Source organism: Micromonospora gifhornensis, from assembly GCF_016863515.1.
Lineage (GTDB): Bacteria > Actinomycetota > Actinomycetes > Mycobacteriales > Micromonosporaceae > Micromonospora > Micromonospora gifhornensis.
The window spans coordinates 161758-188342 of the sequence record NZ_BOPA01000002.1 but is presented as its reverse complement, the minus strand read 5'-3'; the positions used below and the strand labels follow the sequence as shown (position 1 = coordinate 188342).

At 71.4% G+C, this 26585-nt stretch carries 23 protein-coding genes, 1 other RNA gene and 1 pseudogene; 14 read left to right on the top strand and 11 right to left on the bottom strand.

Translation table 11 applies throughout. The annotated features are described in order from the left end of the window. Nucleotides 1–3 precede the first annotated feature (3 nt). The gene (mptB, locus tag Vgi01_RS01285) at nucleotides 4–1404 is read right to left on the bottom strand and encodes a polyprenol phosphomannose-dependent alpha 1,6 mannosyltransferase MptB (protein ID WP_199180180.1); all 1401 of its coding nucleotides are present in this window, start codon (nucleotides 1402–1404) and stop codon (nucleotides 4–6) included. 44 nt (nucleotides 1405–1448) lie between these two features. Between mptB and Vgi01_RS01280 the strand changes: the two genes are divergently transcribed. Further along, complete coding sequence (locus Vgi01_RS01280) at nucleotides 1449–3128, top strand: hypothetical protein (protein ID WP_204289897.1); 1680 nt, start codon at nucleotides 1449–1451, stop codon at nucleotides 3126–3128. Nucleotides 3129–3209: 81 nt separating this feature from the next. Here the strand turns inward: Vgi01_RS01280 and Vgi01_RS01275 are convergent, their stop codons facing one another. Together Vgi01_RS01275 and Vgi01_RS01270 are read right to left on the bottom strand one after the other, a co-directional pair. Then, complete coding sequence (locus Vgi01_RS01275) at nucleotides 3210–6314, bottom strand: bifunctional [glutamine synthetase] adenylyltransferase/[glutamine synthetase]-adenylyl-L-tyrosine phosphorylase (RefSeq protein ID WP_204289896.1); 3105 nt, start codon at nucleotides 6312–6314, stop codon at nucleotides 3210–3212. Beyond that, nucleotides 6314–7081, bottom strand: a complete 768-nt coding sequence (locus tag Vgi01_RS01270) for a type 1 glutamine amidotransferase (RefSeq protein WP_204289895.1) — start codon at nucleotides 7079–7081, stop codon at nucleotides 6314–6316. The genes Vgi01_RS01275 and Vgi01_RS01270 overlap by 1 nt, the downstream gene beginning before the upstream one ends. Nucleotides 7082–7207: 126 nt before the next feature. Between Vgi01_RS01270 and Vgi01_RS01265 the strand changes: the two genes are divergently transcribed. Together Vgi01_RS01265 and Vgi01_RS01260 are read left to right on the top strand one after the other, a co-directional pair. Then, on the top strand, nucleotides 7208–8083 hold the full coding sequence (locus Vgi01_RS01265) for a S66 peptidase family protein (protein ID WP_102657906.1): 876 nt from the start codon (nucleotides 7208–7210) through the stop codon (nucleotides 8081–8083). 151 nt (nucleotides 8084–8234) lie between these two features. Then, nucleotides 8235–8780: a hypothetical protein gene (locus tag Vgi01_RS01260; RefSeq protein WP_204289894.1), complete on the top strand. Its 546-nt coding sequence runs from the start codon at nucleotides 8235–8237 to the stop codon at nucleotides 8778–8780. A gap of 122 nt (nucleotides 8781–8902) precedes the next feature. Here Vgi01_RS01260 and Vgi01_RS01255 read toward each other — a convergent pair whose 3' ends face one another. Both Vgi01_RS01255 and glnA read right to left on the bottom strand, forming a co-directional pair. Continuing rightward, the gene (locus Vgi01_RS01255; RefSeq protein WP_013735226.1) at nucleotides 8903–9328 is read right to left on the bottom strand and encodes a DUF350 domain-containing protein; all 426 of its coding nucleotides are present in this window, start codon (nucleotides 9326–9328) and stop codon (nucleotides 8903–8905) included. Between the two features lie 97 nt (nucleotides 9329–9425). Then, a complete protein-coding gene (gene glnA, locus Vgi01_RS01250; RefSeq protein ID WP_013735227.1) occupies nucleotides 9426–10775 on the bottom strand; it encodes a type I glutamate--ammonia ligase in 1350 nt (449 codons plus the stop codon). A gap of 212 nt (nucleotides 10776–10987) precedes the next feature. Here glnA and Vgi01_RS01245 point away from each other — a divergent pair, with 212 nt between their 5' ends. The 3 genes from Vgi01_RS01245 to Vgi01_RS01235 all read left to right on the top strand — a co-directional run bounded on the left by Vgi01_RS01245 (nucleotide 10988) and on the right by Vgi01_RS01235 (nucleotide 14314). Further along, the gene (locus tag Vgi01_RS01245) at nucleotides 10988–12754 is read left to right on the top strand and encodes an NAD+ synthase (RefSeq protein WP_204289893.1); all 1767 of its coding nucleotides are present in this window, start codon (nucleotides 10988–10990) and stop codon (nucleotides 12752–12754) included. 113 nt (nucleotides 12755–12867) lie between these two features. Beyond that, nucleotides 12868–13713, top strand: coding sequence for a 3-methyl-2-oxobutanoate hydroxymethyltransferase (panB, locus tag Vgi01_RS01240; protein ID WP_204289892.1), 846 nt, complete (start codon nucleotides 12868–12870; stop codon nucleotides 13711–13713). Between the two features lie 94 nt (nucleotides 13714–13807). Beyond that, the gene (locus Vgi01_RS01235) at nucleotides 13808–14314 is read left to right on the top strand and encodes a hypothetical protein (RefSeq protein WP_102657846.1); all 507 of its coding nucleotides are present in this window, start codon (nucleotides 13808–13810) and stop codon (nucleotides 14312–14314) included. Nucleotides 14315–14363: 49 nt separating this feature from the next. Here the strand turns inward: Vgi01_RS01235 and npdG are convergent, their stop codons facing one another. Together npdG and Vgi01_RS01225 are read right to left on the bottom strand one after the other, a co-directional pair. Next, a complete protein-coding gene (gene npdG / locus Vgi01_RS01230) occupies nucleotides 14364–15062 on the bottom strand; it encodes an NADPH-dependent F420 reductase (protein ID WP_013735231.1) in 699 nt (232 codons plus the stop codon). A 91-nt stretch (nucleotides 15063–15153) separates the two neighbouring features. Further along, nucleotides 15154–16581, bottom strand: a complete 1428-nt coding sequence (locus tag Vgi01_RS01225; protein ID WP_204289891.1) for an RNB domain-containing ribonuclease — start codon at nucleotides 16579–16581, stop codon at nucleotides 15154–15156. A 79-nt stretch (nucleotides 16582–16660) separates the two neighbouring features. Between Vgi01_RS01225 and Vgi01_RS01220 the strand changes: the two genes are divergently transcribed. From Vgi01_RS01220 to Vgi01_RS01210, 3 genes are all read left to right on the top strand, one after another. After that, the gene (locus tag Vgi01_RS01220; protein ID WP_204289890.1) at nucleotides 16661–17809 is read left to right on the top strand and encodes a hypothetical protein; all 1149 of its coding nucleotides are present in this window, start codon (nucleotides 16661–16663) and stop codon (nucleotides 17807–17809) included. Between the two features lie 299 nt (nucleotides 17810–18108). After that, on the top strand, nucleotides 18109–18618 hold the full coding sequence (locus tag Vgi01_RS01215; RefSeq protein WP_102657850.1) for an NUDIX hydrolase: 510 nt from the start codon (nucleotides 18109–18111) through the stop codon (nucleotides 18616–18618). After that, nucleotides 18611–19411, top strand: a complete 801-nt coding sequence (locus Vgi01_RS01210; RefSeq protein ID WP_102657851.1) for a nucleotidyltransferase — start codon at nucleotides 18611–18613, stop codon at nucleotides 19409–19411. Before Vgi01_RS01215 ends, Vgi01_RS01210 begins: the two co-directional genes overlap by 8 nt. A 16-nt stretch (nucleotides 19412–19427) precedes the next feature. On the opposite strand, the gene Vgi01_RS01205 is transcribed toward Vgi01_RS01210, so the two are convergent. Then, entirely contained in the window at nucleotides 19428–20294 is an 867-nt protein-coding gene (locus Vgi01_RS01205) for an AraC family transcriptional regulator (protein WP_102657852.1), read from the bottom strand. Nucleotides 20295–20679: 385 nt separating this feature from the next. Between Vgi01_RS01205 and Vgi01_RS01200 the strand changes: the two genes are divergently transcribed. Then, entirely contained in the window at nucleotides 20680–21051 is a 372-nt protein-coding gene (locus Vgi01_RS01200; protein ID WP_102657853.1) for a roadblock/LC7 domain-containing protein, read from the top strand. After that, complete coding sequence (locus Vgi01_RS01195; RefSeq protein ID WP_233196773.1) at nucleotides 21048–21530, top strand: roadblock/LC7 domain-containing protein; 483 nt, start codon at nucleotides 21048–21050, stop codon at nucleotides 21528–21530. Before Vgi01_RS01200 ends, Vgi01_RS01195 begins: the two co-directional genes overlap by 4 nt. Before the next feature lie 99 nt (nucleotides 21531–21629). Here Vgi01_RS01195 and Vgi01_RS01190 read toward each other — a convergent pair whose 3' ends face one another. Next, nucleotides 21630–23462 (bottom strand): TIR domain-containing protein, encoded by a 1833-nt coding sequence (locus Vgi01_RS01190; RefSeq protein WP_102657854.1) that lies wholly within the window; start codon nucleotides 23460–23462, stop codon nucleotides 21630–21632. 200 nt (nucleotides 23463–23662) lie between these two features. On the opposite strand from Vgi01_RS01190, the gene Vgi01_RS01185 reads away from it, so the two are divergent. The 3 genes and pseudogenes from Vgi01_RS01185 (at nucleotide 23663) to Vgi01_RS01175 (ending at nucleotide 25020) form a co-directional block, all read left to right on the top strand. Next, nucleotides 23663–24103 carry a hypothetical protein gene (locus Vgi01_RS01185; protein ID WP_102657855.1) on the top strand — a complete coding sequence of 147 codons (441 nt, stop codon included), beginning with the start codon at nucleotides 23663–23665 and terminating at the stop codon, nucleotides 24101–24103. Between the two features lie 66 nt (nucleotides 24104–24169). Further along, nucleotides 24170–24268, top strand: a pseudogene (locus Vgi01_RS01180) (ADP-ribosylation/crystallin J1); the annotation flags it as partial. Between the two features lie 65 nt (nucleotides 24269–24333). Further along, a complete protein-coding gene (locus tag Vgi01_RS01175; RefSeq protein ID WP_204289889.1) occupies nucleotides 24334–25020 on the top strand; it encodes a hypothetical protein in 687 nt (228 codons plus the stop codon). 377 nt (nucleotides 25021–25397) lie between these two features. Here Vgi01_RS01175 and Vgi01_RS01170 read toward each other — a convergent pair whose 3' ends face one another. Beyond that, entirely contained in the window at nucleotides 25398–25901 is a 504-nt protein-coding gene (locus Vgi01_RS01170; protein WP_102657857.1) for a hypothetical protein, read from the bottom strand. 208 nt (nucleotides 25902–26109) lie between these two features. Next, nucleotides 26110–26525: RNase P RNA component class A (rnpB, locus tag Vgi01_RS01165), an RNA gene on the bottom strand. Nucleotides 26526–26585 lie beyond the last annotated feature (60 nt).

Sequence of the window (26585 nt, the reverse complement as noted above, 5' to 3'; positions counted from 1 at the left end):
TCCTCAGTCCACGGGAACGGGTCGGCGAGTCGCCCGAGCCGACCGTACCAAGCGAACCGCCACCACGATCACGAACAGTGTCATCAGCGGCGCACCTATCGTCTTGGTGTGCCGGGGCAGCCCGGTGCCGTCGGCGAGCACGTGGAACGCCGAGTACACGGTCACCGCGCTGAACCACCACGTTTTGTGGGCGGTGGCGGCGAGCAGGACCAGCGGCCAGAACCAGTACCACGGGTGGAACAGCGGGGCCAGCGCCACCGCCGCGGTCAGGGCCAGCGCGGCGTGCCACAGCGGTTCGCGGTAGCGGGCCCGGAACCACAGCCAGACCAGCAGCGCCGCCAGCACCACCATGGCGATGCCGCGGGTCACCGGCAGCGCGTCGATGTGCAGGCCGAACGGCAACGCCAGGTAGCCGATGGTCTGCCCGACGGCGGTCGGTGGCGAGGTCCAGGCGATCACCTCGTTGCCGTGCGAGAGCCCGGTGATCCAGCCGAGGTCCAAGCCCGCGGCGAGGGTCACCCCGAACAGGGTGGCCACCGCGCCACCGACCACCGGCGTACCGTCGCGCAGCAGGCCGCGCAGCGAGAAGCCGTTCGGGATCGCCGCCAGCGCCGCGAACGGGACCACCACCAGCGCGGTGACCTTGATGCCGGCGGCCAGGCCGAGCACCACCCCACCGGCCAGCAGGTGCCAGGTGCGTCCCGGCCAGGTGACCACGATGGCCAGCCCGGCCACCATCAGCCCGACCATCATCGCGTCGTTGTGCACCCCGGAGATCAGGTGCACCCCCACCAGCGGGCTGGCCAGGGCCAACCAGAGCGCCCGACCGACCGGCACGCCGCAGCGGCGAGCCAGCACCGGAAGGCAGGCCGCCGTCAGCACCACGCCGGCCACCGCGAGCACCCGGAACAGCGCGATGCTGCCGAACAGCGACCCGGTCGCGGCGACCACCGCGCCGGAGATCACCACGAACAGCGGACCGTACGGCGCCGGGGTGTCCCGCCAGATGTACGACATGGTGTCCAGCCAGGGGCAGGGCAGGGTGGAGACGCCGTACTCGTACGGGCTGATGCCGTTGGCGTAGCTCGCCCCCTGGCAGGCGTACGCGTACGCGTCGCGGCTGCCCAGCGGCGGGGTGACCAGGAAGGGCAGGATCCACAGCGCGGCGGTGGTCAACGCCCAGCGGGCCGACGGCACCCGGTCCCGCAGCACCCACCAGGCCACCGACATGGCGATGGTGCCGAACAACCACAACCCGATGATCCACGGCCCGTTCGGGCCCAACCAGATCTTCACCGGGTCGGGCCGCAGGTCCCCGTCGGGCAGGGCTCCGCCGAGGAAGGCAGCCACCGCCAACATGATCGATCCGGCTAGTCCAGTCCAGCGCACGAGGTGATGGGGCACGCCCGCCATGCTGCCAGTACCGTGAGCGCGGGGCGGAGGTGGGCATGCGGGGCTCGCGGGTGGTGGCGCTGGTCGCCGCGTTTGCCGGTGCGCTCGGTGTGGCGTACCTCATCCTCCCGGCGATGGGTTCGGACCTGGCGGCGCAGGTGGCCCGGGCCGACTTCTTCGCCGCGCACGGCGCGACCCCGGTCGACCTTCGCTGGTACGGCGGGGTCCAGCAGTTCGGCTACAGCCTGCTCGCCCAGCCGGTGATGGCCCTGCTCGGGGTACGCCTCACCGGTGTGCTCGCCCTGGTCGCGGCGGCCACTCTGTTCGCCGCCCTGCTGGTCCGTACCCGGGTGCCCCGGCCGTTGCTCGGCAGCCTGGTCGGGGTGATCACCATCGCCGGCAACCTGGTCTCCGGCCGGATCACGTACGGCCTCGGGGTGGCCTTCGGCCTGGCTGCCCTGCTCGCCCTGACCTGGCGACCCACGCCGTCCGGCATCCCGAGGCCCACCCCGACGTCCAGGCAGAACGAACCCGACCCGGCGGCCGGGCAGAACGAACCCGACCCGGCGGTCGGGCGGGACGGGATCGACGCGGTACCGGCTCGGGTCGGTGGTCGGTGGCCGCTCGTGCTGGCCGGGGTCGGGGCGCTGCTGGCCTCGGCGACCAGTCCGGTGGCCGGCCTCTTCGTCGGTCTGGCCGGCGTCGCCCTGCTGCTGTCGCGCCGGTACGCCGACGGGCTGACCCTGGCGATGACCGCCGCGTTGCCGTTGGGCGTGACCGCGCTGCTGTTCAGCGACGGCGGCTGGATGAACATCAGCCGTACCGACACGATCCGGGCGACGGTGACCGCCCTGCTGGTGGCCGCGCTGGTCGGGTACCGGCCGGTGCGGATCGGGGCGCTGCTGGCCGCCGGTGGGGTGGTCGCGGCGGCGCTTGTGCACACCCCGGTCGGCCTGAACGCCACCCGCCTGGCGACCATGTTCGCGCTGCCGTTGCTGGCCGCCGCCGCCCACCGCCCCGCCTGGCTCGAACCGGCCCGGCGGTGGGTCGGGGGTGTCGCGTTGGCTGTGCTGCTGGCGGTGGTGTGCTGGTGGCAGCCGCCGGTGGTCCCTGCCGACCTGCGCAGCATCGGCGATCCGACAAGCGCTCGGGGCCACTTCGCCCCGCTGCGCGCCGAACTGGATCGGCGCGGGCTCACCGGTCGGCTGGAGGTGCCGCCGACCCGCAACTACTGGGAGGCGGCCCGGCTGGGTGAGGTGCCGCTGGCCCGGGGTTGGCTGCGGCAGGCCGACATCGACCGTAACCCGCTGTTCTTCACCACCGTGCCCGGCGCTACCGGCACCGGCGTGCCGCTGACCGTCGACAGCTACCGGGCCTGGCTGGACGACAACGCGGTGCAGTACGTCGCGGTGCCGGACGCCCCGCTGTCCTGGGTCGGTCGGGCGGAGGCCGACCTGGTCGACGGCGGCCTGCCGTACCTGACCGAGGTCTGGTCCGACCGGCACTGGCGGCTGTACGCGGTGACCGACCCGACGCCCCTGGTCGGGGTGCCCGGCGAGTTGCTGCACACCGACGGAGCCTCGGTCACGTTCCGCACCACGGGTGCCGCGACAGTGCCGGTGCGGGTCCGGCACAGCCGCTGGTTGACCGCCTCCGGCGACGCCACCGTCTCCGCCGACGGGAACTGGACGGCGGTCACGGTGCCGCGCGCCGGCACGTACACCCTCGGCAGCTGATCCGGCTCCCCCGCCCATAACCGTTACCGGCGTTAATAAGGGGCCCTTCCTCTACCGCAGGCGTTAATAAGGTGCCCTTCCTTACATCTCCAGGACGCGTTCGGCGGCGGTGCGGGAACGGCGGCCGGTGCGCAGGTACTCGTCGAGGAACTCGCCGGGGTCCTCGGCACCGAGCAGCCGCACCACGCCGGCCAGTTCCACGCCGTGTCGGGGCAACTGGTCTCCGGCCCGACCCCGGACCAGCATCAGCGCGTTGCGGACCTGCGCCGCGAGGGTCCACCCGGCCGCCATCGCCTCGGCGTCCGCCGGGTCGACCAGGCCCAGGTCACGGGCGGCGGTGAGGGCGTCGAGGGTACGGGTGCCGCGCAGCGCCGGGTACGCCCCGGCGTGGCGCAGTTGGAGCAGCTGCACCGCCCACTCGACGTCGGCCAGGCCGCCCCGGCCCAGTTTGGTGTGGGTGGCCGGGTCGGCGCCCCGGGGCAGCCGCTCGGTCTCCACCCGTGCCTTGATGCGGCGGATCTCGATGATCTGTTCCCGGGTCAGCCCGTCGGCCGGGTACCGGACCGGGTCGACGAGCTGTTCGAAGCGGGTGCCCAGGTCGGCGTCGCCGCAGACGCAGCGGGCCCGTAGCAGCGCCTGTGCCTCCCACACCCTCGACCAGCGGGCGTAGTACTGCTGGTAGGCGGCGAGGCTGCGGACCAGTGGCCCCTGCCGGCCCTCCGGGCGCAGGTCGGCGTCGACGCCGAGCGGCGGGTCGGGCGCGGGCATGCCGAGCAGTCGGCGCAGTTCCTCGGCGATGGCCTGGGCGGCGGCGCTGGCAGCGCTCTCGCTGACACCTTCGGGGGGCTCGTAGACGAACAGCACGTCGGCGTCGGAGAGGTAGTTGGATTCGTACCCACCGAGGCGGCCCATGCCGATCACCGCGAACTTCAGGCCCGGCATCGGCGGCTGGGCGGCCCGGGCGGTGCGCAGCGCGGCGGCGAGGGTGGCGTCGGTGACGTCGGAGAGGGCGGTGCCGACCGCGGTGATGTCGGCCAGTCCAGGGGTGGCCCGTTCGCCGTCGCCCCGCGAGGGGGCCAGCGAACCGGCCCGGCTGAGCACGTCGGCGCAGGCGAGGCGGAGCAGTTCCCGGCGACGCAGCGCGCGGACCGCCCGGGTGGCCTCGACCGGGTCGGTGTGCCGGCCCGCTGCGGCGGCGAACCCGTCGCAGAGCACGTCGCGGGGCCGGGCACGCAGCTCGCTCTCCTCGGCCAGCATGCGCAACGCCTCCGGCTCGCGGGCGAGCAGGTCGGCCGCGTACCGGGAGGAGGAGAGCACCCGGGCCAGGCGGCGGGCCACCGGCCCGGAGTCGCGCAGCAGCCGCAGATACCAGGGGGTGCTACCGAGGGAGTCGGAGACCTGGCGGTAGTTGAGCAGACCCCGGTCCGGTTCGGGGGCGTCGGCGAACTCGCTGAGCAGCACCGGCAGCAGGGTGCGCTGGATCGCGGCGGTGCGGCTCACCCCGCCGGTGAGGGCCTGGAGGTGACGCAGCGCCCCGGCGGGGTCGGCGAAGCCGAGGATCTCCAGCCGGTTGCGGGCCGCCTCGGGGGTCAGCCGCAGACCGTCGGCCGGCACCCGGGCCACCGACTCCAGCAGCGGGCGGTAGAGCAGCTTGGCGTGCAGCCGGCGTACCTCGGTGGCGTGGGTGTTCCACTCGGCACGGAAGGCCTCGACGGCGCTGCGTCCCGGGCTGGCGGCGTACCCTAGGGCGGTGGCCAGCCACTTCAACGCGCCCGGATCGGTGGGCACGGTGTGGGTTCGCCGCAGGCCCTGCAGTTGCAGGCGGTGCTCGACGCCGCGCAGGAAACGGTAGCCGCGCAGCAGCGCCTCCCCGTCGGCCCGGCCGACGTAGCCGCCGGTGACAAGCGCCCGCAGGGCGGGGATGGTGCCGGGGGTACGCAGCGACTCGTCGCCACGCCCGTGCACCAGTTGGAGCAGTTGCACCGCGAACTCGATGTCCCGCAGCCCACCGGGGCCGCGTTTGATCTCGCGCTCCAACTCCTTCGGCGGAATATGGTCGATGATCTTGCGACGCATCGCCCGGACGTCCTCGACCGCTTCCGGGCGCTCGGCCGCCTGCCAGAGCAGCGGGGCCAGCGTGTCGATCCACTCCTGACCCAGCGCCAGGTCGCCGGCGGCCGGGCGGGCCTTGAGCAGGGCCTGGAACTCCCAGGTGCGGGCCCAGCGGCGGTAGTACGCCAGGTGGCTGGCCAGGGTCCGCACCAGCGGACCCCGGTTGCCCTCAGGACGCAGCGCGGCGTCGACCGGCCAGGCCACCAGCCCGCAGATGTGGATCAGCCGGGTGGCCACTGTGGTGGCCGCGGCGAGGTCGTCGTCCTCGGCCGCCACGAAGATCACGTCCACGTCGGAGACGTAGTTGAGTTCGCCGCCACCGCACTTGCCCATCGCCACCACGGCCAGCCGGGGCTCGGCGGTGCCCTCGGGCAGCTCGGTCACGGCGATGTCGTAGGCGGCGGACAGGGTGGCGTCGGCCAGCGCGGAGAGGGCGACCATTGTCTGCTCCAGGCCACGCCCGCCGGTCAGGTCGGCCGCCGCGATCCGCAACAACGCCAGCCGGTACGCCCGGCGCAGCACCGCCACCGGGTTGCCGTCACCTGTCGTGTCGAGTCGCCCGTCGGCGGTCGGCGCGAGCCCGTCCGGCTCGGTGCGCAGCACCGCCCACTGGTCGGGGTTGGCGACGAGATGGTCACCCAACGCCGAGGAGGCCCCCAGCACCGCGATCAGCCGGCGGCGCAGCCCCGGATCGTCGTGCAGGGCCGCGAGCAACGCCGAACCCGCCCCGATACCGCCCGAGCCGATGCCGCCGGCACCGTTGTCGCCGCCCGTCGAGTCCGAGCCGCCCGTCGTGCTGGCACCGGCCGCGGTGCCGTTGCCGCCGGTCTGGGCGCGGCGTTCCGCCTCGACGAGGCGGTGCAGTTGGCGCAGCGCCAGGTCCGGGTCGGCGGCCCGGGACAGCGCGGTGAGCAACTCCTGGGCCGCCTCGCCGGTCGGTTCCTGGGTCTGCGGTCGCCACAGGTCCAGGCCGGTCGGGCCGAGCAGGTCGGCGGCACGGGCACCGCCGTCGGAGTCGGTGACGTCGAAGCCGTACCGGGCGAGCCGGCCGGTGGCGCTTGTCGGCCGGCCCATCAGTGCCCGAGCAGCGGCAGCGTGCGGCGCGGCCCGTCGTCGTCCAGTTCGCCGAGGGCCAGCGCGGCGAACCGGGCGGCGAACGGTTGCCAGGCCTCTTCCACATCGACCATCACCGCGTCGCAGGCGGCGACCACCAGGTCCGGGTCGTAGCCCAGCTCGGCAAGCAACGCCGAGTCGGTGGCCCAGTCGGCGATCATCGCGGTGTCGCACTCGATGTGGAACTGAAGACCCCAGGCCCGGTCGCCGAGGCGGAACGCCTGGTTCGGGTAGCGGGTGGAGGCGGCCAGCAGGGTGGCACCGACGGGCAGCTCGGTGATCTCGTCGGCGTGCCACTGCAACACGTCCGGGATCAGCGGCACGTACCGGAACAGCGGATCGTTCTCGGCGGCGTCGCGCCGGCCGACCACGGCGGGGCCGACCTCCGGCCCGGCGGCACTGCGCTCGACGGTGCCGGCGTGGGCGGTGGCGAGCAGTTGCGCGCCGAGGCAGATGCCCAGGGTCGGCAGTCGGTGCCGGACCGCCTTACGCAGCAGCGCCTCCACGTCGGGGAACCAGGCAGCCGACGGCGTCCCGTCGGATGTCGGGTAGGCCTGCTGGTCGCCGCCGAGCACCACGAGCGCGGCGTAGCCCGCGAGGTCGGCGGGAAGTTCGTCGCCTGCGTGCGGGCGAACCACTGACAGTTCCAGACCCGCCTCGGTCAGCCATTCCCCCAACCGCCGCGCGTCGTCGGTCGGGTCGTTCTCGATCACCAACGCAGTTCCCACGTCGTCGAGGCTATCCGGTCGGGCCGATCGGGGCCGCGCGCGGGACTAGGCTCTCCGGCTGTGTCCGACCACACCGCCGCTGACCACGTCGTACGCCCGCCGGCCCTGCGCGAGGGCGACACGGTGATGCTGGTGTCCCCCTCCGGGCCGACCCGCCCGGAGCGGGTGGCCCGGGGCATCGAACTGCTCACCGGCTGGGGTCTGCGGCCGGTGCTCGCCCGCAACGTGTACGCCCGGCAGGGGTACCTGGCCGGGGTCGACGCACTGCGCGCGGCCGACCTGAACGCCGCCTTCGCCGACCCGCAGGTACGCGGGGTCATCTGCACCCGGGGCGGCTACGGGGCGCAGCGGGTGGTGGACGCGATCGACATGGCGGCGGTACGCCGGGACCCGAAGGTGGTGGCCGGCTTCTCCGACATCACCGCCCTGCAACTGGCGCTGTGGCGGGGTGCCCGGCTGGCCGGGGTGCACGGACCGGGGGCGGCCTGGCGCGACGAGCGCACTCCGCTGGCCTCCGCCGAGTCGCTGCACGCCGCGTTGACCCGTGCCGAACCGGTCACCGTACGTGCCGTCGAGGCCGAGGAGACCTTCGCCGTACGGGTGCCGGGGCGGGCCATGGGTCGCCTGCTGGGCGGCAACCTCTGCCTGATCGTGGCCTCGCTGGGCACCCCGGACATGCCGGACCTGACCGGGGCGGTGTTGTTGCTGGAGGACGTGCAGGAGCCGCCGTACAAGGTCGATCGGATGCTGACCCAGCTGCGTCGCGCCGGGGCGTTGGCCGGGCTGGCCGGGGTGGCGGTGGGCCAGTTCACCGACTGCGCGGACGGCTGGGAGGTCAGCGTGGCCGACGTGCTCACCGAGCGCCTCGGTGACCTGGGCGTGCCGGTGCTGGGCGGGCTGCCGATCGGCCACGGCCCCGGTCAGCTCTCCGTCCCGGTGGGCACCCTGGCCACCCTCGACGCGGACGCCGGCACCCTCACCGTGGCTTCCGCCGTTTGCTGACCGTCTGTCCCCGTACCGGCCACAGGGGTCGGGGATGTCCGGTTTTGCAGAGGCTGATTGCCAGCTCGCTGACAGGTTCGGCATGGGCCTCACCCAGACTGGCCGGTCACTGTCGGTGACGTCATCGCATCACCGACGAGTTGGAGGACCGATGTCCCGCACGATTTCGAAGAAGCACCTGCTGGGCGGACTGGCTGCCGCGGGTGTGCTCGCCGTGGGGATCGCCGCTCCCACCGTGGCGCTCGCCGACGACAAGGCCACCCCGAGCCCGAGCGCCAGCACGAGCGCCGAGGACCGCAAGGACGAGCAGCGGCCGGAGCGCGGAGAGCGTCACCAGGCGTTCGCCGAGGCGCTGGCCGAGGAGTTGGGCGTGCCCGCCGACAAGGTGACCGAGGCCCTGGAGAAGCTCCGCGAGCAGCACAAGCCGCAGGGCAAGCCGGAAGGCGAGCGCCCCGAGGGTCGCGGTGGAAACCAGCACCGTGGCGGCGAGCACAAGCGCGGTGGCGACCGCGGGCCGCAGCACTCCCCCGAGGACCGCAAGGAGGCCATGGCCGAGCGGCTCGCCAAGGCGGTCGAGGAGGGCAAGCTCACCCAGGAGCAGGCCGACGCGATCACCGCGGCCGTCGAGGCCGGCGTCTTCGGTGGCCCCGGTGCCAAGGGCGACAAGGCCGGTCAGGACGACACCGCCGGCAAGTGACACCGGGTACGTGACCGTCGGGTGACACCGGGCAGGACGGGTACGGCATCCCGCCGACATCCCCCCGGACACGACACACCCCGGTCGGGCAGGTGCCCGACCGGGGTGGACGCTCGATCAGCTCAGGCGATGCAGGCGCAGACGATGAGCGCGGCACCGAAGTGGCTGGCGGCGCTGACCTTCGCCACCGGGTGCGGCTCGTCGGAGCAGACCACCTCGCCGAGCTTGCCCGGGGTGAGCAGGTCCAGCACGACGAAGGCAAGCGCCATGATGCCGAGGCCGATCAGTCCGAACAGCACAGTGGACGCCAGCCCCTTGGCGAAGTCGTGGTAGCTGGTCAGGATCGCGGTGAACACGATCCCGGCGACGCCGAGCTGGTTGGCGGCGAGCAGCAACCCGGCGTTGGCGTTACGGCGTACCCAGATCAGGTCCCGCAGCTTGCCTGGGGTGAGCAGGTCGACCAGTCCGAAGCCGGCGGCCATCAGGCCGACGCCGACGACACCGAACACCACACTCTGCCAGGCTCCGCTGAGCAGATCCTCCAACACCGACTGCCTCCCCGACCGTCATCTCCGGCCGGCAGGGCGCCGGCACGGTGATCGAGACGATAGCGGCAGGCCGCAACGGCCGGCAGCGGTGGTCTGGTTACAGCGACAGGTAGTGCTGACGCTCGTACGGGGTGACCTCGCGGCGGTACTGCTCCCACTCGGAGCGCTTGTTGCGCAGGAAGAAGTCGAAGACGTGCTCGCCGAGCACCTCGGCGACCAGTTCCGAGCCGGCCATCACGTCGATCGCCTCGGCCAGGTTCTCCGGCAGCGGCTCGTACCCCATGGCTCGCCGTTCGGCGCTGCTCAGCGCCCAGACGTCGTCCTCCGCGCCCGGCGGCAGCTCGTACCCCTCCTCGATGCCCTTCATGCCGGCGCCGAGCAGCACCGCGAAGGCGAGGTACGGGTTGGCGGCCGAGTCGGGCGAGCGGATCTCCACCCGGGCCGAGTTCGGCTTGCCGTACGCCGGGACGCGGACCAGCGCGGAGCGGTTCAGGTGCCCCCAGCAGACGTACGCCGGGCTCTCGGTGACCCGGTCCGGCAGCGCCTGCGGGAACAGCCGCTTGTAGGAGTTCACCCACTGGTTGGTGACCGCGGTGTACTCCCGCGCGTGCGCCAGCAGCCCGGCGATGAACGCGCGGGCCACCTTGGACAGCTTCATCGGGTCGCTGGGGTCGTGGAACGCGTTGCGCTCCCCCTCGAACAGCGACAGGTGGGTGTGCATGCCGCTGCCCGGCTGGTCGGTGAAGGGCTTGGGCATGAAGGTGGCCTGCACCCCGGTGGAGAGCGCCACCTCCTTCACCACGTGCCGGAAGGTCATGATGTTGTCGGCGGTGGTCAGCGCGTCGGCGTAGCGCAGGTCGATCTCCTGCTGGCCGGGGGCCACCTCGTGGTGGCTGTACTCCACCGAGATGCCGATGCGCTCCAGCGCCAGCACCGCCTGACGGCGGAAGTCGCGGGCCACCGCGTGGGTGGTGTGCTCGAAGTAGCCGCCGGTGTCCACCGGGATCGGCACCGAGCCGTCCGCCGGCCCGTTCTCCAGCAGGAAGAACTCGATCTCGGGGTGGGTGTAGAAGGTGAAGCCCTTCTCCGCCGCCCGGGACAGCGCCCGACGCAGCACGTGCCGCGGGTCGGCCCAGGACGGGCTGCCGTCGGGCAGCAGGATGTCGCAGAACATCCGGGCGCTCTCGCCGCTGACCCCGCCCTCGAAGGGGAACACCTGGAAGGTCGTCGGGTCGGGCATGGCCACCATGTCCGACTCGAAGACCCGGGCGAAACCCTCGATCGCCGAGCCGTCGAACCCGATGCCCTCGTCGAAGGCGGCCTCCAACTCGGCGGGGGCGACCGAGACGCTCTTGAGCGTGCCCAGCACGTCGGTGAACCAGAGCCGGACGAAGCGGATGTCCCGCTCTTCCAGCGTACGGAGGACGAACTCCTGCTGACGGTCCACTGCCTCAACCTTCCGCGACTCTATGTCCGCCTTCGACCGGGCTTTACCCGACCTGACCGACCAGTCTTCACCGGCCCGATTACGCAGACGTTACGCGAACCGCCGACGCCGCGTCCCGCGCAGTCCCGACGTACGGTCGACGGCCCGCACCGACGGGGATCGGCTGCCCACGCCGACGTGTCGACCTCATCTCGCTGGGGCAAGATGAGGACATGCCCACCCTGCGTCTCGCCCTGTGCCAGGTCAACCCCAGCGTCGGCGACCTCACCGGCAACGCCGACATCGTCCGCGCCTGGTCCCGCCGCGCCGCCGACGCCGGCGCCCAGCTGGTGCTCTTCCCCGAGATGGTGCTGACCGGCTACCCGGTGGAGGACCTGGTCTTCCGGCGGTCCTTCGTCGCCGCGTCGAAGGCGGCACTGGACCGGCTCGCCACCGACCTCGCCGCCGACGGCCTCGGTGAGGTGCCGATCGTGGTGGGCTACCTGGACGCCGACGGGCCGCCGCAGGTCAGCGGGGACGCCGAGCCGGGCCGCGGGGCCCGCAACGCCGCCGCGCTGCTGCACCGGGGTGAGGTGCGGATCACCTACTTCAAGCATCACCTGCCCAACTACGGCGTATTCGACGAGGACCGCTACTTCGTGCCCGGCGACACGCTCACCGTCGTGCGGCTCGGCGGCGTGGACGTGGCGCTGACCATCTGCGAGGACCTGTGGCAGGCCGGTGGGCCGTTCGCCGCCGCCCGGCAGGCCGACGTCGGACTGGTGGTCAGCATCAACGGCTCGCCGTACGAGCTGAACAAGGACGACCTGCGGCTGCCGGTGGTGCGCCGCCGGGCCGCCGAGGCCGAGGCCACCATCGCCTACGTCAACATGGTCGGCGGGCAGGACGAGCTGGTCTTCGAGGGCGACTCGATGATCGTCGCGCCGGACGGCACGCTGCTGGCCCGGGCACCGCAGTTCGTCGAGCACCTGCTCGTCCACGACGTGCAGGTGCCGTCGGCCGTCGAGGCGGGCGAGGTCGCCGACGGCGGCCAGGTCGGCGACGGGTTGCGGCTGGTCCGGCGTACGGTCGAGGGCCTCCCGCCCACCCCGGACGGCCCGGCGGCTCTCGGCGGGATCATCGAGCCGGTCGCCGACGAGGCGGAGGTGTGGCAGGCGCTGGTGCTCGGGCTGCGCGACTACGTCAACAAGAACCGCTTCCCGTCGGTGGTGCTCGGCCTCTCCGGCGGCATCGACTCGGCGGTGGTGGCGGCCATCGCGGTGGACGCGCTCGGCCCCGACCGGGTGGTCGGCGTCTCGCTGCCCAGCCAGCACTCCTCGGAACACAGCCGGGAGGACGCGGCCGACCTGGCCAAGCGCACCGGGTTGGACTACCGGATCGAGCCGATCCAGCCGATGGTGGACACCTTCCTGGCGAACCTGTCGCTGTCCGGGGTGGCGGTGGAGAACCTCCAGGCCCGGGTACGCGGGGTGATCCTGATGGCCCTGTCGAACCAGGAGGGCCACCTGGTGCTCACCACCGGCAACAAGAGCGAACTGGCGGTCGGCTACTCCACCCTCTACGGCGACTCGGTCGGCGGCTTCAACCCGATCAAGGACGTGTGGAAGACGCTTGTGTGGCGGCTGGCCAAGTGGCGCAACGCCGAGGCGGTTCGGCTGGGCGGTACGCCGCCGATCCCGGAGAACTCGATCGGCAAGCCGCCGAGCGCCGAGTTGAGCCCGGGCCAGCTGGACAGCGACACGCTGCCCGACTACGACGTGCTCGACCCGGTGCTGATCGGCTACGTCGATGGTGACCTGGGCCGCGACGGCCTGGTGGCCTCCGGCCACGACGCGGCGGTCGTGGACAAGGTGCTGCGGATGGTGGATACCGCCGAGTACAAGCGACGCCAGTCCGCGCCCGGCACGAAGATCTCCATGAAGGCGTTCGGCCGCGACCGTCGGCTGCCGATCACCAACCGGTGGCGCGAGGACGGTTGAGCGCCGGGGAGTGAATTCCTCCACTGCGACCTGTCGCGAGCGGAGCCGACGGTGCGACGATCGCCGCAGTGCCCGGGGACCGCGTACGCGGCCTCGAGGAAAGGAGATGCGTCATGGTGGAATCCACTCCGGCCGAGGTGACCGCCCTCTACGGCGGCCCGGCCACCCGTCGGGTGCGCACCCGCGACCTGATCGCCGCCAAGGAGCGCGGCGAGAAGTGGGCGATGCTCACCTCGTACGACCAGTACACCGCCTCGATCTTCGACGCCGCCGGCATCCCGGTGCTGCTGGTCGGTGACTCGGCGGCGAACAACGTGTTCGGCTACGAGACGACTCTGCCGGTGACCGCCGAGGAGCTGCTGCCCCTGGTCCGGGCGGTGGTCCGGGCCACCCGGCAGACGCTCGTCGTCGGCGACCTGCCCTTCGGCTCGTACGAGGAGGGGCCGACGCAGGCGCTGCGCACCGCCGTACGGTTCATGAAGGAGGGCGGCTGCCACGCGGTGAAGCTGGAGGGCGGCCGGCGCTGCGCCGACCAGATCGCCGCCATCGTCGGCGCCGGCATCCCGGTGATGGCGCACATCGGCTTCACCCCGCAGAGCGAGCACAACCTCGGCGGCTACCGGGTGCAGGGCCGGGGCGACGCCGCCGAGGAGGTGGTCGCCGACGCGCGGGCGGTCGCCGAGGCGGGTGCCTTCGCGGTGGTGCTGGAGATGGTGCCCGGTGCGGTCGCCAAGCGGATCACCGGAGAGCTGACCATCCCCACGGTGGGCATCGGTGCCGGCCCGGAGACCGACGCCCAGGTGCTGGTCTGGCAGGACATGGCCGGCCTGCGGACCGGCCGCGCGCCGCGGTTCGTGAAGCGCTACGCCGACCTGGCCGGCGCGCTGGGCGAGGCGACCCGCCGCTTCGCCGACGAGGTCCGTGGTGGCGAGTTCCCGGCCGCCGAACACACCTTCTGACGCGCCACCCGGTACCGGAGCGGGTGCGATCACGATCGATAGCCGGTGCCCCGGGGAACAGGCCGCTGGACACGGGCCACTACGCTTCGCGGCCGTGAAACGTAATCGTCTTTTCGTACTCGCCCTGGCCGGGGTCACGGCCTTCGCCCTCACCGCCTGCGGCGGGGACGACACCGATGCACCGGCCACGTCCGCTTCGGCCACCACCGCGCCCGCAGCCACCAGTGCGGCACCCACCCCGGAGGCCTCGGCGCCGGCCGCCGCGGATGCCGCTGGCGACAAGCAGGTCTGTGAGGCGGTGAAGGAGGCCGGAGACGAGTCGAAGCAGGTGCTGTTCGACGCGCTCCAGGACGGTAAGGAGCCGACCGTCAAGATGCTGTCGGAGACCTACACCGACATGGCCGCGGCACTCGGCAAGGCCGCCGAGGGCGCAAGCACGGACAGCAAGGTGGCCAGCGCGGTGAAGGAGTTCCAGGACGCGGTGGCGGAGGTCGCCGAGTCGTCCGACCCGGTCGCGGCCGGTGACAAGCCTGCCTTCCAGAAGAGCGCCGCGAGCCTCACGGCGGCCTGCAAGGAAGCCGGCGTCGAGATCAACTTCTGACGGTGCACGGTGTGGCCCGGCCCCACGGCCGGGCCACATCCGTTTCTGGTCAGAGATCGGTGACACGCACTCCGGCGTGGGTCTTGTACCGCCGGTTGATCGCGATCAGGTTCGCGGTGAACGCCTCGATCTGATGGGCGTTGCGCAGCCGCCCGGCGTAGACGCCCCGCATGCCGGGAATCCGGGCGGCGAGGGCGGCGACGACACCGACCAGGTCCCGGTCCTCGGAGCAGATCAACACGTCCAGGTCGATCCGGTCGATCTCCGGGTCGGCCAGCAGCGGCGCGCTGACGTGGTTGAACGCCGCGCCGACCCGAGACTCGGGCAGCAGCGCGGCGGCCTGCTGGACCGCGCTGCCCTCGGGCACCGGCAGCGCGTACGGACCCTGCTTGTCGAAGCCGAGCGGGTTGACACAGTCGACCACGATCTTGCCGGCCAGTGGCTCGGCGAGCGCGGCGACGGTGGCGGCGTGCCCGTCCCAGGGCACCGCGATGATCACCACGTCGCTGCGCCGGGCCACCTCGTCGTTGTCCGCCCCGGTGACGCTGCCGTCGGCCGGCACGCCGGGCAGCGCGGCGATCTCCTCGGCCGACTGCGCGGCCCGTTGAGCGGAACGGGAGCCGATCAGCACGGTCTGCCCGGCGCGGGCGAAGCGGTAGGCCAGCCCCCGGCCCTGGTCGCCGGTGCCGCCGATGATGCCGACCGTGAGCCCGGAGACGTCGGGCAGGTCACTGGGGTCGTATGCCATGGTCGTCATCCTTTCAGTCGCACCCGGCCGGCAGCACCGACTGTCGTTGTGACAATGCCCGCTGCGCGCTCCGCCGGCACGACGGGCAGCGTCAGGCGAGCTCGAAGGCGACCGCCCGGGTGGCCGGGTCGGCGGTCACCAACCGGACCCGCACCCGGGTACCCAACGTCAACTCGCCGAGGCAGCGGGCACGTACCGGCGGATCGTCCAACGCGACAGTGCCGCCGGGCGGCCGGTTCCCCCGGCCGTTCGAGGGCGCGGTCACGTCCAGCACGGCGGCGTCGAACGTCTCACCCACCCGATGCTGCAACAGGACCGCCTCGGCCAGGTCGATCGCGCCCCGGCTGGCCGTCGACGCGACCCGGTCGGTGGCGGCCATCGCCGCAGGCAGCCGGGGCAGCGCCGTGCGGGCCCAGTCGGGCACCGCCCGGCCGTCGTGCAGGGCCAGGCAGACCTCCGTGGCGTACCGGTCGGCCAGTCGCCGCAACGGGGCCGTGACATGGGCGTACGCGGCCGCGACCCCGCCGTGCGTCGACTGCTCCGGCACCTCGCCGTCGAAGGCGGTGTACGCGGCCGAGCGCATCAACTCGGCCGCCTGGTCCACGAAGGCGGCATCCCGGGGCTGCCCCGGATCCAACCCGAGCAGCAGCTCACCGACGCCGACCTCGTCCGGCCAGTGCACGCCCAGCGGGGCAGCCGCCGCACGCAACCGCTGCACGGCCTCCGGTTTCGGCGCGGGCATCGTCCGCAGCAGGCCGATCCCGCCGGCCAGCATCAGGTCGGCGGCGGCCATCCCGGTCAGCAGGGAGATCTGCGCGTTGTGTTCCTCCATCGGCACCGGGGCCCGCAGCACCAGCCGCCAGCCGTCGCCGTCGGCCTCCACGTCCTGCTCGGGGATCGGCAGGTTGATCGCCCCGCGACGCAGCCCCCGGGCGGTGAGCAGCGCCCCGATCTCGGGCAGCAGCGCGATCGGCTCCGGCAACCGACCCGCGTCGGCGTCGACCTGCACCGTCGGATAGGCCAACTGGGCTCGGCTGCGCACCAGGGCGCGTTCCAACCGCACGTCGGTGGTGGCACCGTCGGCATCCAGGTCGATGGTCCACAGCACGGCCGCCCGGTCGACGTCGGGCAGCAGACTGGCCGCGCCCTCACCGAGGCTGTGCGGGTGCAGCGGCACGTTGCCGTCGGGCAGGTAGACGGTCTGCCCCCGCCGCCAGGTCTCCTCCTCCAGGGCACCACCCGGGCGTACGTGGGCGGCGACGTCGGCAATCGCGTACCGCACCCGGAAGCCGCCACCGGCGCGGCGGCTCAGGTTCATCGCCTGGTCGAGGTCGCGCGAGCCGGGCGGGTCGACTGTGACAAGCGGGATGTCGGTGCGGTCGACGGCGGGCCGGGGTGGCGCGGCGGCGGCCTCGTCGGCCTCCCGCCGCGCCTCCTGCGGGTAGTCGTCGGGCAACCCCAACTCACGGCGCAGGGCCCCGAAGTCGATACGCGGTGCGAGGACGCGTCGGATGACCATGGGCCAATCCTGACAGGTCGCGCCCGTCGCGCCCTCCCCCGACCGACGGGCCCTCGGGCGTACGCCGGGTCAGTCGGCGATGCCGGTGGCGAAGGGCTGCTCGCCGCTACCGGGACGAATTCGGCTCGCCGGCCGCCTGCACACCGGTCCTGCCGCGCCCGACGCCCCGACGGCGCTGGATCACTTCGCCCCTGCGCCGCTCGTGGCCTTCTTCGTGGGCGCTTTCCGCGCCGTGCTCTTCCGCGCCGCGGTCGTCCGCGTGGTCGCCGTCGGTCGGGCCGAGGTGGCCTTCTTCGCCGCCGCCGTCTTCTTCGCCGGAGACCTGGTCGCGGTCGACCTGGCCGCGGTCGACCTGGCCGCGGTCGTCTTCTTGGCCGGGGCCTTCTTCGCCGCCGTCTTCTTCGCGGTCGTCTTCTTCGCGGTCGCGCTGGTGGGTGCCTTCTTCGCGGTCGACGTCGACACCGTCTTGCGGGCCGGGGCCTTCGTCGCGGACACCGTCTTACGGGCCGGTGTCGTCTTACGGGCCGCCGTGGCGGTGGTCGCCTTACGAGTCGCGGCCTTCGTCGCGGTGCTCTTCGTCGCGGGCGCCTTCTTCGCGGCGGTCTTCGTCGCAGGGGCCTTCTTCGCGGTGGTCTTGGTGGTGGGGGCCTTCTTCGCGGCGGTCTTCCGCGCACCGGTCGTAGGCCGGGTCGAGGTCGCCTTCTTCGCGGCGGTCGCCCTCTTCGCAGGCGCCTTGGCCGCGGTCGCCTCAGCGGGTGCCTTGGTCGCCGCTGCCTTGGTCGCCGCTGCCTTGCTCGCCGCGGTCGTCTTCGCCGTGGTCTTCTTCGCGGCGGTCGTCTTCGTGGGTGCCTTCTTCGCCGGTGCCGTGGCGGCGGTGCTCGTGGCCGCCGAGGCACGCGCGCCAGCCGTCTTCCGGACGGCCGGTGCGGTGCCGTCGGCCCGGCGACTGGACGGGGTGCGGGTCATGCCCGCAGTACGTTCCGTCGCGGCGGTTCTCCGCGCGGGGGTACGCTTCGCGGCCGGGCGGGTGGCCTGCTGTGCTTCGGCCATCTCGGTTCCCTCCTTGGGGACGTGTCACCGCCCTCGCGGCGCACGCGGTGCTCTCGACGCGGGAGGCGTCCCGCGTCGTCTACTCCTTGTCCTCCCCGACCCAGCGAGCGTCCTCGGCCTCCCACGCTTCGTTGCGCTCCTGCACTTGCTGCAGGGCGTTCTCCGCATCGGCGGCTGAGGCGTACGGTCCGAGAACGTGCCGGGCCGCACACATGTTGGCCTCGGTCTCGACCCGGTGGTGTCGCGTACACCAGTAGTAGCGTCCACGTCCGCTGTCGCTCATGGGATCACTGTGCACCGGTATGGGGCGGCCCGCCACCGGAACAGCACAAGTCACCAGCCGTTTCCACAGTAGACCGGCTGGCGGGGCCGGTGGGCCGAAACCGGCCGATCCGCCGACGACGCGACAATCGGCGGGGCGGGTGCAGACCCAGTGCCGGGCGGCAGGGGCGTACGAGGCGGGGCTAAGGTCGGCGGGTGGGCGTACCGGACTACATCCTGCGGATGCGTAAGCACGTCGGACATGACCTGCTCTGGCTGCCGAGCGTGAGTGCGGTGGTCCGCAACGAGGCGGGTGAACTGCTGTTGGGTCAGCGTGCCGACGACGGACGTTGGGCGGTGGTGAGCGGCTTCGTCGAGCCGGGTGAGCAGCCGGCCACCGCCGTGGTGCGTGAGGTGCTGGAGGAGACCGGCCTGGCGGTCGAGCCGCTGCGGCTCAGCAGCGCCGTCTCGCACCCGCACCGCTACCCGAACGGGGACCTGTGCGAATACCTCAACCTCGGGTTCCACTGCCGGCTGCTGGGCGGGCAGGCGCGGGTCAACGACGACGAGTCGCTGGCGGTGGGCTGGTTCCCGCCGGGCCGGTTGCCCGAGTTGGACGAGCATTCCCGGCTGGTCATCCGGCACGCCCTCGGCCCGGAGGCGGTGGCCTTCTTCCTGCCGCCGGGCACGGTGTGGGGCGAGCCCGGCGAGCTTGCACATGGATGAGCCGCTGCGGCGGTACCTGACCGGGCTGGTCACGGTCGCCGGTGAGGTGCTCGGCGATCGTTTGTGCGGCGCGTACGCGGCGGGTTCGGTGGGGTTGGCGGCCTACCAGCCGGGCCGCAGCGATGTGGACGTGGCCCTGGTCTGCGCCGACCGGCTGGACCGGGCGGTCGCGGGTGAGCTGGTGGCGCGGCTGCGCCACGAAGCGTTGCCCTGCCCGGCACGGGGTCTGGAGCTGGTGGTATACCGGCGGGAGGTGGCCCGCTCCGGCACCGGCGAGCCGGGGTTCGAGGTCGAGCTGAACACCGGCGCGGGGATGGACTTCCGGGTGTCGTACACGCCGGCGGACCGTCCGGCCGCCGACGGCCTGTTCTGGTACGGCCTGGACCGCAGCATCCTGCACCAGAGCGGACGGGCCCTGATCGGCCCGCCCGCCGCCGAGGCCTTCGCCGACCTGTCCCCGAGCGACCTGCGCCGGCTGGTGCGCGACGCGTTGCGGTGGTGGCTCGATCGGCCGGTACCGCCCGGTGACCTGCCGGCACCCGGTGCCGAGGACGCCGTCCTCGGCGCCTGCCGATCGTGGGTGCGGCTTCGCCACGGGGTGTGGCTGCCCAAGGTGGCCGCCGGCCGCCGGTTGCTCGACGAGGCCGGGCCGCTCGTCGACGCCGACACCGTCGACCTGGTCGAGCAGTCGATTGCCGCCCGCACCGGCGGCACCCCGCCGACCGGCCCGCGGGCCCGCACGTTTCAGCGCCGGGTCCTCGCCGCCATCGGTGCCGAGGACCCGGCGTACTGATCCCGGCTGATCGGGCTCAGGCAGGCACCGGCTCCACCGGGACCCACAGTTCGGCCTCCGCGTGGGTGCCGTCGGCCGACACCGTGGTACGCGAGATCTCCGGCCCGGGACGGGAACGGTACGGGTTGGACGGGAACCACTGGGTGAACACGTCCCGCCACAGGTACTGCACGGCGGCGGGGAACTCCCCGGACACCTCGAACACCGCCCAGTCACCTGCCGGCACCGGCAACACGTCGAGGTCGCCCGGCACGTCGGCACCGGTGACGACGCCGTACCAGTAGTCCAGTTCGGTGCCCTCCTCGCGGTTGCCGGTCAGCCCGTCGCTGACGTTGACGATCCCCGCCGGCTCCTGGTCGGACAACGCCTCGATCCGTTCCCGGGTCGCCGGGTCGATGCCCTTGACGAAGGCGACGATCGCCGGGTTCATGCCCTCGGGCACCAGCGGCACCCGCGCCTTGCGGCCGGCGAGTTGAAACGCCTCCTTGCGGACGATGCGGTATCGCATGCTGCTACTCCCTTCGACGACGAGTCGGAAGGACACCCGGGGCTGGGCGTGCAGTGGGCTCTTCGTACGCCGGGCCTCGCCCGGACCGACGCCGTGCACGGCCTTGAACGCACGGGCGAACGCCTCGGCCGAGCCGTACCCCCAGCGGATCGCGATGTCGAGCAGGGTGCGTTCCCCCGAGACCACCTCCGCCGCTGCCATGGTCAGTCGCCGGCGGCGCACGTACTCGGACAGCGGCATGCCGGCCAGTGCGGAGAACAGCCGCCGGAAGTGGTACTCCGACGTGACCGCGATCCGCGCCAGTTCGGCGATCTCGACCGGCCGATCGAGATGCTGTTCGAGGTGGTCCATCGCCTGGTTCAACCGCTCCAGCACCTCGGATCTCCTTCCCTTGTGCGATCCACGCTATGGCCGCGTCGGGCCCGGCGACCCGACATGCTGTGCCCGGTCAGGTCGGGTCGGCTGCCGGGGCGATCGGTGATTACTTGTCGACGTCCGATAGCAGATCATCGTTGGCAGACATCCCAGCTCACGGATGGAGTAGGTAGCAGCGATGTGAGCCAGCAGACATCCGCCGCAGCGTCGATCTCCCTCGGCCCGGCGGCCAACCCGGGTCGCCCGCTCAGTCCGTTCACGCTGCTCGGGGTGCAGCCACGACGAAACGTGTGCCACTCTCGTGCGAGATTTCTTCGTCGAGATCAATCTTTCGGAAGACCTTGCGCTGGCGTGGGTAGCCGCGTCAGTCGGACCTGGAGGAACCGTGGCCAACCTCGACACCGCACTCAAGGACGCCATGAGCATCGACGGTGCGATCGGCGTCGCGCTCGTCGACTACACCAGCGGAATGACGCTCGGCGTGGCCGGCGGAACCCCGGAGATCGACCTGACCGTCGCGGCGGCCGGCAACACCGACGTGGTCCGCGCCAAGATGCGCACCATCGAGATGCTCAAGCTCAACGACGACATCGAGGACATGCTGATCACCCTGGGCGGGCAGTACCACATCATCCGGCCGCTGACCGGCCCCACCGGCAAGGGTCTGTTCCTCTACCTGATGCTCAGCAAGGCCCGGTCCAACCTGGCGCTCGCCCGGCACCAGCTGCGTACCATCGAGGAGCAGCTGGAACTGTGAGCGACCGAGACACCATGCTGCCCCGCCGCACCGCCGTGCCCCCCGCCGGGCCTCCCCCACCCAGGCTCCCGCCGTCGCTGGCCGGCAACCCGTCCCTGCCGTACCCGGCCATCGGGACCGAGCTGACCGAGCTACGCCTGCAGATCCCCGGCGTACAGGGCAGCGTCCTCGGCGGCGTGGACGGCCTGCGCATCGCCCACGACCTGCCGGCCCCGCTGAACCCGGACGACCTGGCCGCGATGGCGGCGACGGCCTTCGGCCTCGGCCGCCAGGTCAGCCACCGACTCGGCCAGGGCGCCTTCCGTCAGTCCACCGTCCGCAACGACGGCGGCTACTTCGCCGTGTACGCGGTGGGCGCGCACGCCCTGCTCTCCGTGGTCGGCACCGACACGATAAACGTGGCCCGACTGCACCTGCACGCCCCACCGGTCGCCGACCGCCTCGCCACGCTGCTCGCCCCGGCAGTCGGCACCCGCTGACCCGAGCGCACCGCCATCGCGTACGCCACGCGGCTCCCCGCCTGCGTGTTCCTCGCTACGCGACGGCGGTGCGCTCGCCCCTTGCCGGGGCGGTGCCGTTCAGGAGCCGTTGAAGACCTGGTGGACGCCGAGGATCCAGTCGCGCGCCTCCCGGTTCTCCCGCAGCAGGACCTCGTCGTTCCAGTTCCACACGTCGCGCCCGGTGATCGCGGACACCACCCGACGGAAGTACTGCCGCGTCGGAGTCTCCGTGAAGACCAGCTGGACCACGTCGGCGTCTTCGATGAGCAGCAGGTATTCGTCCCGCCGGGCGGCGGCCTCCGGCAGCGACTCGAGCGACGGCAGTTGTCTGGGCGCGAAATCCTGGGTGAGCATCGGCAGCAGCGAGAACCCCAGCGGGACGAGATGCATGTGGGCGTGGTCGATGCCGCAGTTGGCCATCTTCGACCGGTTGCACAAACCATGTTCGAAGGCGACGACGTCACGTGAGTAGGCGGCGGCGAGTATCTCCACGGCTTCCCGCCGGAACACGTCGAGTTCGGCAAGCTCCTGCGGCGAGCACTTCGACATCGAGATGGCGTGGCGTTTCGACACCAGCAACGCATGGCCCGGCATCAGCGGCGCGACATCTGCGATCAGCGCGAAGTTCTGGGTTTCCCGGAGGATCTCGGTCGGCAACTCGTCGCGATCGAACATCGCCCGGACCGGTACGCCGTCCTTGTTCTGGATGACATCACAGAGAACACAGGGAATCACTGCCGGTGAGTCATTGTCGACGCTCGGCATTCCCGACAGGACCCTGCCCTTTTCGGGCAGGAGCAAAGAGGCACAGTGCACGTTTATCCGATTTTCTCGCATGAGTGCCGGCAGACTGCCGTCGGCCGAACGATGTCGGGTCAGGGTGACCAGATCGTTCGCCGCAAGCCCGTGGGATCGTAGCGTGACGATGCAGTCGACCAGATGCTGGCCACTGAGCGCGACATCGTGCAGCAGGATCGCCCTGTCCCCCGGTTCGAAGAAGCCCTCGATCGGGGCGTCGGCGTTCGGGCCGTACGGACTGACCATGATCAGTGGGATCGACAACCGCTGGGCCGCAGTCCGCAGCAACCCCTGGGAGGCGAGTTTCGAGATGGCGATCACCGTCGGCCGCAGACCGCCATCCGAGATCAACTCGGCCACGTACCGGGCCAGATGCCCAGCAAGATCCCGCTCGTCGGGCGAGCCGGCCGGCAGACCGGAAAGATCGAGGTACGCCGACACGTTCGTCCGCTTCGAGTAGCCGACCTCCTGATGGTCGTCCGGGCGGTACGTGTACTTGAGCAGGAGATGCTCGAGATGCTCGGCGGTCAACCGGGGAAAGTCGTCCGGGTCCACCTGCTCGCACAGGATCCGGCTCTTGATCCGGATCCGGTGCGCGGGCTTCGCGCCCGGCGCCAGTCGGCTGACCAGGCTGGCGATCCTCATGCCGTCACTGCTGCCGGCGTCCAGGGCCTGTAACCAGGGAATGATCCGGGGTGCGGCCTCAATTGCCGAGTACGATTCCACGTCCGAATCCGGCGGCAGCGGAGGCAGACGCACATGGTGGACACCTTCCAGATCGGAGGGCATCCTTGGATCACCGATGGTGACGACCGCGACACGTGATCGACCCAGGCGCCCGGCAAACAAACCGTACTCAAGCAAAACATTCTGACCCGGACTGTAGGATTTGACGCCTCTGCGGAGGGTCTCGTCGTCCGGGGTCATCACGATTATCGCGCTGTCCACTCTGCTACTGATCTCAAACAGGGACTCTACCAGGGTGGCACCGACCGGAAATGCGGTTTGGCTCCACCAGAGCAACGGTCGACCACCATGCCCCGCGATAAGACGCGCGACCACCTCCGCATAGGGCTTCCCCTCGACCGAGGAAGCTACGAATACGAAACTCATCGGGGCTCCCTCGATCGGTCGTCCACCTGCGGCCACGGCGACCGTCGTCCCCGACACTGCGAGACAACATGACGTCGCCTTGCACCCGCCTCGACTATAAGGACCTCGACAAGAACCGTGAATCGTCAACTGGGCGCCGAACGGATCGCCCCAGGTGAGGCATTGTGCGTGGTGGCCGCGAGCCTGGGTACTGAGCGGCCATGGCAGCTGACAACAGATCGGTGGACGACGTGCACTCCCGCCCGACCGGCGTCGACGACACCACGGTCGAGGCGTTGGGTGAGCTGAGCAAAGCCCTGGAAACCATCCACCGCGTACGCGGACATCTCTACTCGGCGCACCAACTCATCGGGGGTGCCGACCTGACCCTGGACCGGGTGGTGACGCTCCTGCGCGAGGCGGGACACGACACCGTCGCCGACCGGGTCGAGCACGAACTGCTCGGCCGCAACGTGCTACCCGGCCGCTGGACCTTCCAGATCATGGAAGAGTTCGACGACGGCTACTACGCCGCATTCCAGGAGATCGAACGGTACGCCCGGGACACCCTGGCCGACGGCCGGCGGCACATCTACGAGGCGGAGATGAAGCAGCGTCGCCGTACCCATGGCCTGGCCGGTCACGAGGCCACCCCGCACTGATCGGCGGGCCGGTTGCTCGCCCGCTGCCACGGTGAATGCGGTGGTGTCCGTCGTGGCTGACTCGATGGCGACACCACCCTGGAGCTGTGGGTGCCCGCCGAGGAGCTGGACGAGTTCAACAGCCACATCGTCGGACAGATCGAGGTCATCCACGAGTTCGGGTAGCTGCTGCCCTCACCCCCACACCACCGATCGACGCGCTGCGTGTGACAGGCCCTAGCCTCGTCGGCGTGAGTTTCAGCGCCTACGCCCGGCGGGTGCGTGATCCAGCCCTGCCGTACCAGCAACGGGTGTCGGCGTTGCGCTCCTGCGTGCAGCTGTACCGACCGATCGGCTTCCAGGCGACACTGAGCTTTCTCGAGCAGCTGGCCGGGCCGTTCCGCCGTGAGGAGGCGGCCCTGCTCCACGCACTCGACATCCTGTCCATGAGCAAGGACCAGCGATGCACCGATTTCCGTCGCTACGCCGCAACGCGCAGGGCGGCGAAGCGCCGTGGCCATCGAAGCCCGCATCCGGACGACCAGAATCCCCACCAACTTCACGGACACTGGTACGGCGCTCCCCGGGAAGCGGCACTGCACGCCCTGAGGTTCCGACAAATCGACCAACTTCCCGCCCTGCTGGCACCGTTCGACCCGGTCGCGAAGCAGGTGGACGTGTGCGTCAAGGCGTGTGTGGCTGCGGGCGGCCCGTTGACGCCTGCTCAACGGCAACTCCTGGCCACCGCCGTCGAATCGCTCCGCGCACGCCTCCGACCCGGCCTTTGGCAGGACGATCCGGTGGCCCATTCCCGGACACGGGATCTGCAGTGGGTCGCCTGTCTCGTCGAGGTCGCGGCCGACGCTGCCGCAGCTGAGGCTTCCTGCGCCGGCGAGCAGGACCTTCGTTCCGTCTTCGCACCTGGTCTGGCTCCGTAGGTCCTGCTCGGCTGGCGTACAGCGCTTCCGAACCTCACCCGTCGCCGACGAGGACCCAGCCCAGCCGCTGAGCATCCCTCTACCCTGAGGCGCATGAGCGACAGCGTTCAGGCGAGTGCGTCTACAGCACCCACAGTTGGGTCCTCACCGCGAACGTCCGCCCACTGGTCGAGTCACTGGCAGCCCTGGTCGATTACGAGGCCGACGGCTGGGACTGGGACGCCATCGAAACCGGGCTGAGCAGCACCGACGCCGACGACCCGCACGGGTGGTACGACTACCCACTCATCGGGGCGACCGCCACGCTCCGGCTGAAACTGGCGAACGATTCCGGCTCCCTCATCACGACGGTTCAGGTTCATCACGCCCCTGACGAACTACTGAAAGCCCGCATCGAAACCATCATGTCGATGCTTGCCCGCTATCAGGTCATCGCTTAGCGACCCCTCCATTTCAGGGCTCCGCCTCGAGCCCCGACCCTCCTCAGAGACGCCCCCGGACAGGTACCACAACCCGGCCTGTTGCCTGTCACGCAGCCAGCGGATTCGAGATGCCTCATCGGGTCGAGGTGGCCAGTCGCGGTAAGGCAGGAAGGCCACCCGCCAAGCGATCACCACAAAGATGTAAAGGCCGAACCCGCCGGCGAGCCACCACAGTGCGTCGCGGCGACGATAGGAGGCACGCGGCGCAAGCCAGGCTGTGGCCGCCATCGGAACTGCGATCCAGCCGAGGTCCGCGAACGGGCCACTGCCCATCACACCCTCGATCAGCTCACGGATGATGATGGATGGCACTACCACGCCGAACACCAACAGTGCGGTGATGAACGTACGGAGCGCTGGCCTGACCGGTGGGCGCGAGCTGAGCGAATCGGCGGGCATCGCCCGCAGGATACGAGCCAGCAGCAAATCGCCGACGCGGGGCGTTCGTGGTCTCTACAACTGGCTCTTCCAGGCTGACGCTCCCGCAGTTCAAGATCAGGCCGTCGCCAGACCGTCAAACGCCCACAAAGCTGACCAAGGACGACCATCGACGCCCAGACTCAGAACCAGGCCAGAGCCTTGATCGCGGCTCTCGGCGGGTTGGCGACGGACGAGTCGACCTGTACGCCGGATTCTGTGCGCGGCGCGTACCCCGAGGGGTTTGGCGCCGGCGGCGGCCATCCATCTCGGCCTGCCGTTGCCGGCAGGCTCGTGCGGCCTACCCGCAGACATCGGGCGGGCCACCCTCAAGCGTCTGCGCGGGTCGTCATCATGCGGTGACGGCCCTTTCTTGGCCTTGCTCCGGGTGGGGTTTACCGAGCCACCCCGGTCACCCGGGGTGCTGGTGGGCTCTTACCCCACCGTTTCACCCTTACCGTCCCCGTTGGGGTCGGCGGTCTGTTTTCTGTGGCACTGTCCCGCGGGTCACCCCGGGTTGCCGTTAGCAACCACCCTGCCCTGTGGAGTCCGGACGTTCCTCGGCGGCGGGCTGCTGCCCGCCGACGCGACCGCCCGGTCGACTCGTCCGTCGCGCACACATCCTAACGACACCGGCCGGGCGACTTATTGCCACGGCTGTGCGCA

Coding starts and splice junctions, on each gene's coding strand:
- Vgi01_RS01190 (WP_102657854.1), bottom strand. CDS start 23,462: ATGAGTTTCGTATTCGTAGCTTCCTCGGTCGAGGGGAAGCCCTATGCG.
- Vgi01_RS01225 (WP_204289891.1), bottom strand. CDS start 16,581: ATGGTCATCCGACGCGTCCTCGCACCGCGTATCGACTTCGGGGCCCTG.
- Vgi01_RS01220 (WP_204289890.1), top strand. CDS start 16,661: ATGCCGGTGGCGAAGGGCTGCTCGCCGCTACCGGGACGAATTCGGCTC.
- panB (WP_204289892.1), top strand. CDS start 12,868: ATGGTGGAATCCACTCCGGCCGAGGTGACCGCCCTCTACGGCGGCCCG.
- npdG (WP_013735231.1), bottom strand. CDS start 15,062: ATGGCATACGACCCCAGTGACCTGCCCGACGTCTCCGGGCTCACGGTC.
- Vgi01_RS01185 (WP_102657855.1), top strand. CDS start 23,663: ATGGCAGCTGACAACAGATCGGTGGACGACGTGCACTCCCGCCCGACC.
- Vgi01_RS01280 (WP_204289897.1), top strand. CDS start 1,449: ATGCGGGGCTCGCGGGTGGTGGCGCTGGTCGCCGCGTTTGCCGGTGCG.
- Vgi01_RS01275 (WP_204289896.1), bottom strand. CDS start 6,314: ATGGGCCGGCCGACAAGCGCCACCGGCCGGCTCGCCCGGTACGGCTTC.
- Vgi01_RS01210 (WP_102657851.1), top strand. CDS start 18,611: ATGGATGAGCCGCTGCGGCGGTACCTGACCGGGCTGGTCACGGTCGCC.
- Vgi01_RS01260 (WP_204289894.1), top strand. CDS start 8,235: ATGTCCCGCACGATTTCGAAGAAGCACCTGCTGGGCGGACTGGCTGCC.
- Vgi01_RS01170 (WP_102657857.1), bottom strand. CDS start 25,901: ATGCCCGCCGATTCGCTCAGCTCGCGCCCACCGGTCAGGCCAGCGCTC.
- Vgi01_RS01265 (WP_102657906.1), top strand. CDS start 7,208: ATGCTGGTGTCCCCCTCCGGGCCGACCCGCCCGGAGCGGGTGGCCCGG.
- Vgi01_RS01245 (WP_204289893.1), top strand. CDS start 10,988: ATGCCCACCCTGCGTCTCGCCCTGTGCCAGGTCAACCCCAGCGTCGGC.